Annotated in this window: 15 protein-coding genes; 2 read left to right on the forward strand and 13 right to left on the reverse strand. The window is 32.0% G+C overall.

Going from position 1 to position 12,953, the window contains the following annotated elements:
• Positions 1–141: 141 nt before the first annotated feature.
• Positions 142–1,062 (forward strand): bifunctional riboflavin kinase/FAD synthetase, encoded by a 921-nt coding sequence (locus tag SB689_RS02910; RefSeq protein WP_410690635.1) that lies wholly within the window; start codon positions 142–144, stop codon positions 1,060–1,062.
• Here SB689_RS02910 and SB689_RS02915 read toward each other — a convergent pair.
• Positions 1,059–1,412, reverse strand: coding sequence for an MmcQ/YjbR family DNA-binding protein (locus tag SB689_RS02915; protein ID WP_410690636.1), 354 nt, complete (start codon positions 1,410–1,412; stop codon positions 1,059–1,061). The two genes, SB689_RS02910 and SB689_RS02915, sit on opposite strands and share 4 nt — an antisense overlap.
• 97 nt (positions 1,413–1,509) lie before the next feature.
• Between SB689_RS02915 and SB689_RS02920 the strand changes: the two genes are divergently transcribed.
• The gene (locus SB689_RS02920) at positions 1,510–2,166 is read left to right on the forward strand and encodes an NAD(P)H-binding protein (protein WP_410690638.1); all 657 of its coding nucleotides are present in this window, start codon (positions 1,510–1,512) and stop codon (positions 2,164–2,166) included.
• Between the two features lie 104 nt (positions 2,167–2,270).
• Here SB689_RS02920 and SB689_RS02925 read toward each other — a convergent pair whose 3' ends face one another.
• The 12 genes from SB689_RS02925 to SB689_RS02980 form a co-directional block, all read right to left on the reverse strand.
• The gene (locus SB689_RS02925) at positions 2,271–3,065 is read right to left on the reverse strand and encodes a tetratricopeptide repeat protein (RefSeq protein ID WP_410690639.1); all 795 of its coding nucleotides are present in this window, start codon (positions 3,063–3,065) and stop codon (positions 2,271–2,273) included.
• Between the two features lie 63 nt (positions 3,066–3,128).
• Entirely contained in the window at positions 3,129–3,707 is a 579-nt protein-coding gene (locus SB689_RS02930; RefSeq protein ID WP_066758267.1) for a glutathione peroxidase, read from the reverse strand.
• A 160-nt stretch (positions 3,708–3,867) separates the two neighbouring features.
• The gene (locus SB689_RS02935) at positions 3,868–4,530 is read right to left on the reverse strand and encodes a histidine kinase (RefSeq protein ID WP_410690640.1); all 663 of its coding nucleotides are present in this window, start codon (positions 4,528–4,530) and stop codon (positions 3,868–3,870) included.
• Positions 4,531–4,601: 71 nt separating this feature from the next.
• Entirely contained in the window at positions 4,602–5,330 is a 729-nt protein-coding gene (kdsB, locus tag SB689_RS02940; RefSeq protein ID WP_410690642.1) for a 3-deoxy-manno-octulosonate cytidylyltransferase, read from the reverse strand.
• 39 nt (positions 5,331–5,369) lie between these two features.
• Complete coding sequence (locus SB689_RS02945; protein WP_410690644.1) at positions 5,370–5,960, reverse strand: hypothetical protein; 591 nt, start codon at positions 5,958–5,960, stop codon at positions 5,370–5,372.
• A 145-nt stretch (positions 5,961–6,105) separates the two neighbouring features.
• The gene (locus SB689_RS02950; RefSeq protein WP_410690645.1) at positions 6,106–7,359 is read right to left on the reverse strand and encodes a pyridoxal phosphate-dependent aminotransferase; all 1,254 of its coding nucleotides are present in this window, start codon (positions 7,357–7,359) and stop codon (positions 6,106–6,108) included.
• A gap of 21 nt (positions 7,360–7,380) precedes the next feature.
• Entirely contained in the window at positions 7,381–8,289 is a 909-nt protein-coding gene (locus SB689_RS02955; RefSeq protein ID WP_410690646.1) for a hypothetical protein, read from the reverse strand.
• A 19-nt stretch (positions 8,290–8,308) separates the two neighbouring features.
• Positions 8,309–10,024 (reverse strand): phospho-sugar mutase, encoded by a 1,716-nt coding sequence (locus tag SB689_RS02960; protein WP_410690647.1) that lies wholly within the window; start codon positions 10,022–10,024, stop codon positions 8,309–8,311.
• 98 nt (positions 10,025–10,122) lie between these two features.
• Positions 10,123–10,479 carry a four helix bundle protein gene (locus SB689_RS02965; protein ID WP_066758231.1) on the reverse strand — a complete coding sequence of 119 codons (357 nt, stop codon included), beginning with the start codon at positions 10,477–10,479 and terminating at the stop codon, positions 10,123–10,125.
• 76 nt (positions 10,480–10,555) lie between these two features.
• The gene (locus SB689_RS02970; protein WP_410690648.1) at positions 10,556–11,257 is read right to left on the reverse strand and encodes a GIN domain-containing protein; all 702 of its coding nucleotides are present in this window, start codon (positions 11,255–11,257) and stop codon (positions 10,556–10,558) included.
• 8 nt (positions 11,258–11,265) lie between these two features.
• Positions 11,266–11,994, reverse strand: coding sequence for a DUF3667 domain-containing protein (locus SB689_RS02975; RefSeq protein WP_410690649.1), 729 nt, complete (start codon positions 11,992–11,994; stop codon positions 11,266–11,268).
• A 7-nt stretch (positions 11,995–12,001) separates the two neighbouring features.
• Positions 12,002–12,952 carry a glycosyltransferase family 2 protein gene (locus SB689_RS02980; RefSeq protein ID WP_066758222.1) on the reverse strand — a complete coding sequence of 317 codons (951 nt, stop codon included), beginning with the start codon at positions 12,950–12,952 and terminating at the stop codon, positions 12,002–12,004.
• Position 12,953: the final 1 nt, after the last annotated feature.

A 12,953-nucleotide genomic window follows, 5' to 3' on the forward strand; every position in this document is an offset into this window, starting at 1 on the left:
TACCGATATTCATTTAGAATATTTCAAATCATTATACTTTCAAATTAATAATTTATCGAATTTTCTTATCGAAAATAACTCTTACTATATTATAATAGATCATTTTAAAGGCTTTATATTTGCAGTCAAAATTTTTCCGTTTTGAAAGTTTTCAAGAATTTTAGTGATTATTCTTCTCAAAAGCCTCTAGCATTGTCTTTAGGTATGTTTGACGGAGTGCATCTGGGGCATAAAAGTATTATCGACGAATTACAAAAAGTAGGTTCAGAGAACAATTTGGAGACTGCTATCCTTACTTTTTGGCCACATCCGCGATTTATTTTTAATCCAAATGAAGATCTTAAGCTTCTGAATACCCTAGAAGAGAAAAAATCGTTGATGGAAAAATATGACATTCATAATTTATTCCTTAAAGAATTTGATGAAGAATTCAGAAATCTTACGGGAGAAGAATTTGTTCGTCAGATTTTAGTTGAAAAATTAAATGTAAAGTATTTAATTATAGGATACGACCATTCATTCGGAAAAAATAAAAGCGGAAACTTTGAATTGCTTCAAAAATTATCTAAAGAATTAGATTTTGAGGTTGAACAAATGGAAGCCATCAATATTCATGAGAACAATATCAGTTCTACGAAAGTCCGAAATGCACTTTTAACAGGTAATATTAAAGAAGCCAATGAAATGTTGGGTTACTCCTACTCTGTTTCCGGAACGGTGGTTCATGGGAAAAAATTAGGACGAACAATCGGCTATCCTACAGCCAATATCGGAACTGAAACTATCAAGCTTTTACCTAAAAAAGGAGCTTATATCGTTGAAGTTTTCATTAAGAATCAACAATATAAAGGAATGTTAAGCGTTGGAACCAATCCAACCGTAAACGGAGAAAAATTAACTGTAGAAGTTTATATCCTTGATTTTGACGGAGATATTTATGATGAAAATATCACTGTGAAATTCAGAGATTTTCTTCATGAGGAAATTAAATTCGAAGGGCTGGAAAAATTAGTTGAAAGATTGGATGAAGATAAAAAATTAACCGAAGAGTTTAATTTCTAACTATTTATAATTTCCTCTTTTGCTTTCTTTGTTAATGAATTAAATACCAATTCATAAGAATGATCGATTAGTTTAAAGATCAACTCTCTTTTTAATCCATCTACGGAAACAGAATTCCAATGCGTTTTATTCATATGAAATGCTCCTGTGATTTGTGGATGTTGCTCGCGAAGTTCTGCGCTCCATTCCGGATCTGTTTTTACATTGATTGCTAATGGTTGTCTTTCAAGTCCCATCAATAAGAACATTTTTGTTCCTACTTTCATCACAAGTGTTTCATTGTCAAAAGGAAATGTTTCTGTAACTCCTTTTTTTGCTAGGCAATAATCTAGTATTTCGTTGGCATCCATGAATTTTAATAAATGATAAGTGATTAATGATCATTGATATTAATTTCAAATTTAGTAAATTTAAGAAAGAAACATCATCCACCTTAAAATATTTAATATGAAAGCTTTGGTAATCGGCGCTACAGGTGCTACAGGAAAAGATTTAGTTAATCAATTACTTAACGATAAAGATTTTGAAGAAGTAAATGTTTTTGTTAGAAAACCTATTGATATTCAGGATAATAAATTGAAAGTTCATGTCGTTGATTTCGAAAAACCTAATGAATGGAAAGATTCCGTAAAAGGTGATGTTGCTTTTTCGTGTCTTGGAACGACTTTGAAAAGTGCAGGAAGTAAAGAGGCTCAAAGAAAAGTCGATTTCGATTATCAATATGAATTTGCAAAAGCAGCAAAAGAAAATGAGGTTGATGATTATGTTTTAGTCTCTGCTTATGGAGCTAATTCTAAGTCTAAAATTTTCTATTCTAAAATGAAAGGAGAGCTCGAAGAGGCTGTAAAACAGTTACATTTCAATAAAATTACAATCTTCAAACCCGGAATGCTGGAAAGAAAAGATTCCGAAAGAACCGGAGAAGTTCTGGGAAGCAGAATTATAAAATTTGCGAATAAATTAGGGCTTTTGGAAAGTCAAAAACCGCTTCCGACTGATATTTTAGCTAAAGCGATGATTAATTCTGCTAAAATAAAAAGTAATGGGTATTCGAGTATTAAATTGGGGAATATTTTTTGCTTTGCGGAAAAGAGTAATGACTAGAATAAAACGCTTCGACTCCGCTCAGCGTGACGTTTCTTATACTATTTGTATAATTTGAATGTGTCACTTTGAGCGGAGTCGAAGTTTTTTATATTGCTTAAAATTTAAGAAAACTCTTCTTTTAATTTCTTAGAAATATCTTCAACAATAGGCTTATCTTTTATTTTATCGTAAGTATTTTTTGCTTTTTTGATAAGCTTTTCATCATTTTTACTTTTTCCAACTTTTATCTGAGATAAGGCATAAAGAGCCAAATAGTTATTATCTTTTTTATAAGTAGAATATACATCTTCAAGATATGGTAAAGCCTGTTCATAGCTACCTTTCAGACTATACAACATTCCATACATATACTTTCCGTCATCCTTCATTCCACCCGTATTTTTATATAGGTCTTCAGCTTTCTTCAGATTTTCAAGTCCTTTATCATAATCAGCCAACATTATAGAAGTATTGGCAATTCCATAATATCCTTCAGGGTTGGTTGGAAAATATTTTACCATTTCTTCATATTCTTTTCTGGCTTCATCGGCTTTTCCAAATCTCATGAATTCAATTGCAAGATTCTGTTTAAATATCGGCGCTTTATTTTGTGCTAAACTATCTGCAACATAATAATATGCAATAGCATCCTCATGCTTGTCCTGTAATCTTAAGAAATATCCTGCCAAGAAAAAAGCATCACAATATTTGGGATCTTTATCTGCAGCTAAAACAAGAATACGAGTTACTTTTTCGTAAAATTCAGGATATTGAAGTGCTTTTATACCTAACTCAAAATTCTTTTTTGATTCAGCTTTTTCAGGAGTACAATAATTTGTTTTTCCTAAAAAATAGCTGTCTTGTGAAAACCCTTTAATAGAAAAGATCAAAATAAAAATGATTAATAGTTTTTTCATAGTTTTAAAAATAAAAAAAGTGGATGAAAAACATCCACTCTGCAAAAATATATATTTTAAATCTTATTTCAAATATTTTGTAATCGCCTGATCAGTAGGTTTTGTAGTACTGATAAAACTATCAACTAACTTACCGTTTTCATCGATTAAAAATTTCGTAAAATTCCAAAGGATGGTTGTATTTTTTACTCCGTTTAAATCTTTTTCAGTTAAATATTTAAATATTGGAGCAGTATCATCACCTTTCACTGAAACTTTAGCAGCTAATGGAAATGTTACTCCATAATTTTTTTGACAAAAAGCACCGATCTCAGTGTTTGTTCCTGGCTCCTGTCCTCCAAAATTGTTTGCAGGGAAACCAACAATTACTAATTTATCTTTATACTCTTCATAAACTTTCTCAAGATCAGCATATTGTGGAGTAAATCCGCATTCTGAAGCTGTATTTACGATAAGAATTTTCTTTCCTTTGAAATCTGCAAAGTTGATTTCTTTGCCTTCTTCCAAAGCATTTACTTTGAAATCGTATATTGTTTTTCCCATAAGTTCGTTGGTTTTAGTTTTAGACAATTCACTTTTTTGGTTGGTGCAACTTTGTAGAAATGCTACGAAAGAAAGCATCAATAAGAAAACCTTTTTCATTTTAGTATATTTTATTTTCTTTAATTAAAATTATTCTATATCTGATTTTAATAATACTTTTCTTTAACGCAAAGCTCGCAAAGATTTTTTTGACTATTAATTACTTTTAAGGATCGCAAAGGCGTTTCACTCAGCAAAGTTCATCAAGCTTTTTGGATTATTAAAACTTAAAAATATTCGTAGGAAATACTTTATTGATGTCAATTTTATTAATTAACATAACATAATCTCCGTCCTTTTTAGGGCTTGAAGATTCTATTCTGAAAGGCATCACCAGGTTTCCAACTTTCCTGTAATCAGAATAATTTAGGGTTTCGTCTTTCTTAATTTCTTTCAAAAGCATGTAGGTTTTGGTGTCGAAATAATAGTAATTTTTATTTACGTTTTTCGTCAATTCAACTTTATGACAGTAGATTTCTCCTACTTTTTCTTTTCCTAAATATTTTGCATCAAAACCTTTATTTTCCCAGTCTATGAAGTCGTTATCAAAACTTTCGGGAACATAATTCGGATATTCCTGAACTTTGTTGGTTGCGTAGTTCATTGCATAACCTTTGTTTCCGTCATAGCCTTCAATGGCTGTTTCCTTATTGTTTATTGTAAGAACGGTTTTGGTAAGATTCGGACGCTCCTGAAAAATTTTAATCGGATATTCATCTTTAATTCCTAAGACTACTTTTCCCTGAAGTAATACTGAATTTAACAGTTTCCAATTGGTTAATCCTCCGGATAATTCGATGTTTTTTTCTATGATTTCCTTTGCCGTCTGTGCAAAAAAAGTTTGCGAATAAATCAGGACGAATACTAAAAGTAATTTCTTCATTAATTCAATTTATAAATTCAAATATAAGGCTTTAAATAATTTACCCGTGTATCAATCTAGTAATTTACCAATTATTCTGATATTATTTTTCTGGCTTTCTCAAGATCTTCGGGTGTATCAATTCCAACTCCGACAAAATTTGTTTCTATCATCTTGATTTTCATACCATATTCTAAATAACGGATGCATTCTATCTTTTCTGATATTTCCAACGGCTTCATTTCTAATTTTGAAAATTGAAGTAAAGCATGTTTTCTGAAAGCGTACACTCCAATATGTTTAAAATAACTTACATCATAAGAAATTTCTCTGTGAAAAGGAATCACGGAACGACTGAAATACAAGGCAAAACCACTGTTATCTGTAATAACTTTTACATTATTTGGATTTTCAATCTCTTCTTTTTCAGTCAGTTGTATTTTTAATGAAGCTAAAGAAATTTCCTGATTTTCATCTTCTTTAAAAACTTCAATTAATTGTTTTAAAGGGTCTAATTTAAGGAATGGTTCGTCACCCTGAACGTTGATAACGATATCACAATCAATATTTTGTACAGCTTCTGCAATTCTATCACTTCCTGTTTCGTGTTGTCCTGTCATGACAGCTTTTCCGCCATTATTTTCAATTTCATTAAAAATAATTTCAGAATCTGTAGCAACAAAAACTTCGTCGAACAAACCTGTTTCAACAACATTTTTGTACGTTGTTGTAATTACAGTTTTTTCTCCTAAAATCTGCATTAATTTTCCCGGAAAACGGCTTGCTTCGTAACGTGCAGGAATAACAGCGATGATTTTCATAAGGTAAAATCGTTATAAGTTGTTAATTATGAGTTTCTTTTAATTTAAATAATTAGTTAAAAAGATAATTCCATAAATCCATGAAATGTAAAGAAATGAATAAAAAAATCCAAATGCTAAACTTTTTAATAAATCTCCTTTACAATGCCTTGAATTTTTAAATACCAAACGTAAAGCTCGGAAAAAAATCCAATATAACATTGCTATGAATAATAAAATTACAGCCCAAAAGAAAACTCCAAGAATATAAAATAAAAATGTAATAATAATTGAAAACACGAACCAAACAATGATTGAAACTATTATTCCTCCAATTCCGTCTCCAATATCAGGAGGATCGAAGTCAAAACCATCAATTGTTGGTGTTTTGTCTGAAACCTTTTTTATTCTTTCATGATTTAAAACATTTCCAACATTATCTTTTAATTTCAATCCATAATACAATCCCAAACTGATGAACAGAAAAAATGCACCAGCTAAAATTGAAGTTGACAAAATAGAATTTAGAAATAAAGATCTATGAGAACCTGCTCCTGAAAGCCAAACACTTAGAATTACCAAAACAATAATTCCCAATGTTGAATAGCTGAGGAGTTTAGTTTCTAAAAAAGATTTTTTTTGAAATTTCATTAATAATCTGCTGATTCTGATTGCTAATTATCAAAATGCTTCGACTCCGCTCAGCATGACATCGCTAAAAATATGCTATTAAAAAGCAGATAGTATTAGATTTGTCATGCTAAGCTTAGTCGAAGCATTCATTATTTATATGAAATTACTTTAATTTGTTTAAAGCATTTTCCAATTTAGGCATCATACCTGAAATTTCTTCGATAGGCAATCCTCCAACAGAAGCACGGAACCAAGGCTCAGATTTTTCTTCTCCGAACGCTGAAAACGGCACTAATGCAACTCCAGCTTCATTAATTAGATAAAATACTAAGTCTGAAGAATTTTCGATAATAGTTCCGTCAGGTTTTGTTTTTCCGATATAATCTAATTTGATGGTAAGGTAAAGCGCACCCATTGGCTCGATACTTTCAACAGCCAATCCTTTTCCTTTTAGATCTTGGATTCCCTGGTGAAGAACTTTTAAACTCGCTTCAAGCTTACCTTTGAAATCATCAACGAAAGTATTAACATCGTCTGGATTTTCGAAATATTTTGCAGTAGCTTCCTGCTCCGGTTTTGGTGCCCAAGCTCCAACGTGAGTCAGAAGAGCCTTCATTTTATCAATAATATGAGCCGGACCAAATCCCCAACCAACACGAACTCCAGTTGCTGCCAAGCACTTAGAAATACCGTCGATATAGATTGTATATTCTCTCATTTCAGGGAAAAGAGAAACTGGATCGAAATGTTTTGCTCCAAAAGTTAGGTTAGAATAAATTTGGTCATACATTAAATATAACGGCTTTTCGTCTTCACCTCTTTTTTTGTTTTCAGCTAAAATTAATTCACAGATTTCAGAAAGCTGTTCTTCTGTAAACATTGTTCCTGTAGGGTTCAATGGTGAACAAAGAGCTACCAAAACTGCTCCTTCCAAGTGTGGTCTTAAATCGTCCGCAGTCGGAAGAAAGTTATTTTCCTGAGTCGTTTTTACCTCAATAGCGTCAGCCGAAGTAAGGTAAGCATAGTGATTGTTGTTCCAAGATGGTGTTGGGTAAACCACTTTATCACCTTCGTCTACGATCGTTTTGTAAACCGCATAGATCAAAGGTCTTGAACCTGCCGTGATCAAAATATCATTTGCAGAATAATCAAGATTCCATCTCGTTTTCAAGTCTTTAGAAACTTCATTTCTTAAAGATAAAAGTCCATTTGCCGGCGGATAATTTGTCAGATTGTTCTGATATGCTTTCTGAACTTCTTCCTTCAACTTTGCAGGTATCGGGTAGATATTAGAATTCAGGTCACCAATGGTAAGATTGGCTATTTCCGCTCCTTTTGCCTTTAAATCATTTACTTCATTACCAATTTTTACAATTTCAGAACCAATCAGGTTCGCCGCTAATTTTGAAACTTTCACTTTATTTTTATTTAAAATTTACTAATATTTTCTCTCGATATTTATTTTCTCACGAATTTGTTCTGTCGGAGTTTTAGAATCAAATAGATTCAAAAGTTCCTGTGCTTTTTTTGCAATATACGAATTTGGATACTTTTTAATCATTCTATTGAATTCTGCCCGGTTTTCATCGTACAATTTTCCGTCTGAATTTTCATAAGTCGGTGTATTGTCCATTCCAAACAGATAATCGTACAGATAATTATTATAATCCTCTTTCACTCTGGAAATTAAAGGACTTTTAGGATATTTATTAATAAAATTCTCCCAAAAAATCAATCGGTCGCCCAATTCTTTCCATGTAATTATTAAACCTGCATCGGCAGCATAATTTCCTTCATTTTCTTTTGCAGTCTGAGAGACATATGCTTCATAATCAGGAGTTACTTTATTTTTAAAAACAGAAAAATAATGATCCGGTTTAGACCAAATTTCGGTGTACCCTTCTCCTACTTCTCTGAATTCAAGACCTCCTTTTTTAAACTCGGCTGTAAGTTTCTTTATGTTTTCAGGAAACTTGTAGCTTTCGCTTTCAGAATCATAATAATTGACATATTTTTCCAAAACATCACCAAGAGTATTACTGAGACAACCGATGTATTTATTACGAATTTTCACATAATCTTCGTATAATTTATCATTCTGCTCCGGTGAGTTTTCAGCAATTTCTTTTTCTGTTTTTGTCTGATACCATTGAAGTGCAATAATATAATCCTCCGTTTTATTTTGAGAAGAACATGCAGTATCAATAGGTTTGTACAGATCTTCCTTTGTTTCTACTTTTGCAATAGAATCATTTTCCTGTTTTATTTCAGAAGTTTTTGATACCTCTTTTTTACAGGAAAATAAAGAAATACACAAAATAAAAATTGCTAAACTCTTTTTTATCATTAATTCTGATATTGGAAAATTAATCCAGTTTCAAATCTTTTTTTACTTCCTGAATTTTTTCCTCCAAACTTTCCAGTTTTTTCTTAAAATCTGCTTCAGAATTAATGCTGTCTTTTACTGAAATATAAAACTTAATCTTTGGTTCTGTACCTGAAGGTCTTACACAAACTTTTGTCCCGTCCTGAGTATAATAAATTAGTACGTTAGACTTTGGAATTTCGTTCATCACTAATTTTTCATTTTTGGAAACGACAAAATTAGTCTGCTCTTTGAAATCCTTCACTTCTTCAACCAACGAACCTGCTAATTCTTTTGGTGGATTTTCACGGAAATTCTTCATCATATTCTGAATTTCTTCTGCTCCGTCTCTACCTTTTCTCACAAGATTTACCAATCCTTCATAGTACATTCCTACTTCTTGATAAATCTCGATTAAATATTGATACATCGTTCTGCCATTGGCTTTACACCATGCAGCGATCTCACATGCAACAAGGATACTTCCACAAGAATCTTTATCACGAACGAAATCTCCTGTCATAAACCCGAAACTTTCTTCTCCACCACAAATGAATTTTTCTTTTCCTTCTGCTTCACGAATCATTTTTCCGATCCATTTGAAACCTGTAAGTCCAGATTTACATTGAACACCGAATTTCTGAGCAATATCAAAGAAAATATCTGAAGTTACGATCGTAGAACCGATAAATTCAGAACCTGTGATTTTATCTAATTTTCTCCACTCGTTTAAAATGTAATATGTAAGAATCGTATTGGTCTGATTACCATTCAATAACTGCATTTCTCCGTCAAGATTTCTAACAGCAATTCCTAGTCTGTCGCCATCAGGATCGGTTCCGATAACGATGTCTGCATTAGTGATTTTGGCTAAATCCATTGCCATTTCCAATGCTGCAGGCTCTTCAGGATTTGGAGATTCCACTGTTGTGAAATTTCCGCTCGGAATCATCTGTTCCTTAACAAGATCGATCTTTTTAAAACCTGCTTTTTCTAAAGCTTTAGGAACCGTTGTATAAGTCGTTCCGTGGATTGAAGTAAAAACAATATTTAAATTTTCTTTTCCAACGTTCTGATACGTAGAATTTTCTATACAAGCATCGATGTAAACATCATCTTGTTCAGGCCCAATCCATTCAATTAAATCATCGTTTCCTTCAAATTTAATTTCATCAAATTTTACAGAATATACTTCATTGATAATCGCTTCATCATGTGGCGGAACGATTTGAGCTCCGTCATTCCAATATACTTTATAACCGTTATATTCAGGTGGATTGTGAGAAGCCGTTAATACAATTCCTCCGTTACATTTCTTGTCGCGAACCGTGAAAGACAATTCAGGAGTCGGTCTGTGATCCTTAAAAAGAAGCACTTTAATTCCGTTTGCCGTTAAAACATCAGCAACTAATTTTCCAAATTCCTTTGAATTGTGACGCACGTCATAAGCGATCGCAACTTTGATTTCCTCGTTAGGAAACTGCGTTAACATATAATTCGCAAGTCCCTGTGTTGCTTGACCTAACGTGTATTTATTTAAACGATTGGTTCCGACACCCATAATTCCACGCATCCCTCCTGTTCCGAACTCTAACTCTCTGTAAAATGAGTCTTCCAAGTCAGGTGAATTGCTGTCAATTAATGATTGAACAGCGTCTCTTGTTTCATTATCGAATGTGTCACTTAACCAAAGTTTTGCTTTTTCTAATGTTGTCATATGTGTATTTTGTTCTTTTATAGTTGTTATTTTTAGGCTGGAAGTTTGAAGCTGGGAGCTGGAAGTTTTCCATTATTCTGCTTTAGGCTTCCAGCCTTTTATTCTATTATTTTGTTTCTAAATGCTATAATTTGATTCATAATATTATAGCTATCATTATATAATTTATTAAAATCTTCTTCTGAAATATATTTTCTATTTTTCGCTTTATATAAACAAGTTACAACTTCCGCTAGAGAACGGATTGAGTATCCTAAAAATTTTCTAAATTCTAATTTTGACTGTAAAATACTTCCTTCAGAAATATTAAGTGCAACAGAATCAGAAGCTCTTCTAATTTGTGATGTTAAGTTAAATGACTCATCTTTTGGAAAATTTTGAGATAATTTAAAAATATCTTCTCCAAACTCCATTGATTTTTGCCAAATAATTAATTTTTCAAATTTGAAACTCATCAATTAATACTTTGTTTATCTTTAAAATTGAAAGGCTTCGATTCTTCCATCCTCCAACTTCCCTCTTCAAGCCTTATTAATCCAGTTTTTTATTCTCAACCCTTGCCATTTTATCTATTTTAAATGCTCTGATTGGGTTATCATAATAAATAAATTTCGCGGTATTTTGAATTTGTCCTTTTAGTGAATCTTTTACATTTACTTCTGCATAATTTCCATTTTTGGAGTCTATTTTCAGATTGGTAATTTTCCAGTAAGGAGCGATTAAACTTGCTGTATCAGAGATTTTGATGACAGCATCTTTTGTCAGTCCAAGAAAATTTGCACGGCTTCTGTTCTGCATATCTACTTCTGCTCTTCTCGTATTCACGGAACCCATAAAAGTAGCATTATTTTTTAAATTAAGCCTAAAATTATCGGTCTTAATTTCACTTGAAATGTTCATTTCTACCGAATCTGAGATAGAAACTTTCTCCAAATTATATTTTGAATAAATCGTTACATTATAGAAATCAACACCTTTCGTGCCTCTATTTTCTTTGATGAAAAGTGTTTTATCTTTCACATCAACATCTAAATTATTGGCGACATTCGGATACGTTTCTATTTCAACAAAATTTTTGGTTCCTCTTGCGTAGAAAACTCGAAATTTACCTTCAAGCTCAAGATTAACAAATTCTGCAACATCAATATCTTTAGTTTCAATTTTCCCTTTCGGGGATACTTTTCCGCAAGAAACTAAAGCAAAAACAGCAACTGCATAAAATATATTCTTCATTATTTTTATTAAAATATTTTATATATAAGTATAATTATAGTAAAAATTTCGATTCCTAATATCACATAAAATACAGACAATCTCCAGAATAAACCTGATTTTGAATACGAATTTTTAAAGGCATTAAAATAGGTAAAAGCAGGAAATAAAAGCAGTCCGTACACTAAAATTTTATCTAAAATATTAATAATATTCGACAAAGGATCATATGTTCCGATGATACTAATCACATCATCTAATAATAAAATCGTCAAAATTGCTGAAAGACTGACAGATGCAATAATTATATGTTCAGCAAAATTCAGCTTCATGCGTTTAAAAATAATAAAAGCATTGAAGGCTAAAATTGGGATGAGCGCAAATAAAATTGTTTTAGAATATTTTGAGAAAAAACTCATAATATTTGAGCTGTCTGCGGGAATCTCCTGAGGATTTAAATCCAGATAAAAATGTAGTGCTAAAACATTGAATCCAAATAGGATAAGCAACAGGGAAAATAAATTATAATACTTAATTCTTTTCCCTGAAATGTAATCCATCGCTGTTTGTCCGGGTTTGAACAAAACATCTTTTAGTGTATGGAAAAATTTAGCTTCAACATGCCAAATAGATCCTAAAATATCATTTTTGATAAGAGAATGTGGAGTTATTCTAGCTGTGTCGGATTTTTGTCCGCAATGAGAACAAAACTCACCGGAAATCGTGTGACCGCAGTTTAAACAACTCTTTTTACTCATATGTTACCTAAATAACTTCGTCAATATTATAATTTTTATGTTCTCTATTCGTTCTAATGATCATTTCTCCTAAAAATCCTGCTATAAACAGTAAAGTTCCCATAATCATCATCGTTAAAGCAATGAAAAACCACGGATTATTGGTGATTAAATGACCATAAATTCCTCTTGCAACATCAATTAATTTTGAAACACCTAACCAAACTGCAGAAAGAAAACCTAAAATGAACATTATTGTTCCTACAGCTCCAAAGAAATGCATTGGTCTTCCGCCGAAACGACTTACGAACCAAAGCGTTACCAAATCCAGAAATCCTCTGATAAATCTTTCTGTTCCGAATTTTGAAGTTCCGTAAGGTCTTGCCTGATGCTGAACTTCTTTTTCAGTAATTCTTCTGAAACCTGCATTGGCAGCCAAAACAGGAATATAACGGTGCATATCTCCATACACATCGATTGTTTTTACTACCTGTTTTTTATAAGCTTTCAAACCACAATTGAAATCATGAAGCTCAACCCCAGAAACTTTTCGGGCAGCTGCATTGAATAATTTTGACGGAACATTTTTCGTCATCACATTATCAAAACGCTTCTTTTTCCAACCGGAAACGATGTCGTAATTGTCTTTAATTACCATGTCGTACAATTCAGGAATTTCTTCCGGAAAATCCTGTAAATCAGCATCCATTGTGATAATTACATCTCCGTTTGTTCTTTCAAAAGCTGCATGAAGCGCCTGAGATTTTCCGTAATTTTTGGAAAATTTAATTCCATGAATCTGAGGATGCTGGATCTTCAAATTTTCAATAATATTCCATGATAGATCCGTACTTCCATCATCCACAAACCAGATTTCATATGATAAACTGCTTGTTTTACAAACATTATCAATCCTCGAAAAAAGCTCTTCCAGAGAGTCTTCTTCATTAAGTAACGGAATAACTATAGATAGATTCATT

This window comes from Chryseobacterium sp. SIMBA_038, assembly GCF_046535115.1.
In the GTDB taxonomy this organism is placed as follows: domain Bacteria; phylum Bacteroidota; class Bacteroidia; order Flavobacteriales; family Weeksellaceae; genus Chryseobacterium.

Excerpts from the sequence above, each read along its gene's own strand:
- SB689_RS02915 (WP_410690636.1), bottom strand. The coding sequence starts at position 1,412 with ATGGATGCCAACGAAATACTAGATTATTGCCTAGCAAAAAAAGGAGTT.
- SB689_RS02980 (WP_066758222.1), bottom strand. The coding sequence starts at position 12,952 with ATGAATCTATCTATAGTTATTCCGTTACTTAATGAAGAAGACTCTCTG.
- SB689_RS02945 (WP_410690644.1), bottom strand. The coding sequence starts at position 5,960 with ATGAAATTTCAAAAAAAATCTTTTTTAGAAACTAAACTCCTCAGCTAT.
- SB689_RS02930 (WP_066758267.1), bottom strand. The coding sequence starts at position 3,707 with ATGAAAAAGGTTTTCTTATTGATGCTTTCTTTCGTAGCATTTCTACAA.
- SB689_RS02975 (WP_410690649.1), bottom strand. The coding sequence starts at position 11,994 with ATGAGTAAAAAGAGTTGTTTAAACTGCGGTCACACGATTTCCGGTGAG.
- SB689_RS02920 (WP_410690638.1), top strand. The coding sequence starts at position 1,510 with ATGAAAGCTTTGGTAATCGGCGCTACAGGTGCTACAGGAAAAGATTTA.
- kdsB (WP_410690642.1), bottom strand. The coding sequence starts at position 5,330 with ATGAAAATCATCGCTGTTATTCCTGCACGTTACGAAGCAAGCCGTTTT.
- SB689_RS02965 (WP_066758231.1), bottom strand. The coding sequence starts at position 10,479 with ATGAGTTTCAAATTTGAAAAATTAATTATTTGGCAAAAATCAATGGAG.
- SB689_RS02925 (WP_410690639.1), bottom strand. The coding sequence starts at position 3,065 with ATGAAAAAACTATTAATCATTTTTATTTTGATCTTTTCTATTAAAGGG.
- SB689_RS02955 (WP_410690646.1), bottom strand. The coding sequence starts at position 8,289 with ATGATAAAAAAGAGTTTAGCAATTTTTATTTTGTGTATTTCTTTATTT.
- SB689_RS02935 (WP_410690640.1), bottom strand. The coding sequence starts at position 4,530 with ATGAAGAAATTACTTTTAGTATTCGTCCTGATTTATTCGCAAACTTTT.
- SB689_RS02960 (WP_410690647.1), bottom strand. The coding sequence starts at position 10,024 with ATGACAACATTAGAAAAAGCAAAACTTTGGTTAAGTGACACATTCGAT.
- SB689_RS02970 (WP_410690648.1), bottom strand. The coding sequence starts at position 11,257 with ATGAAGAATATATTTTATGCAGTTGCTGTTTTTGCTTTAGTTTCTTGC.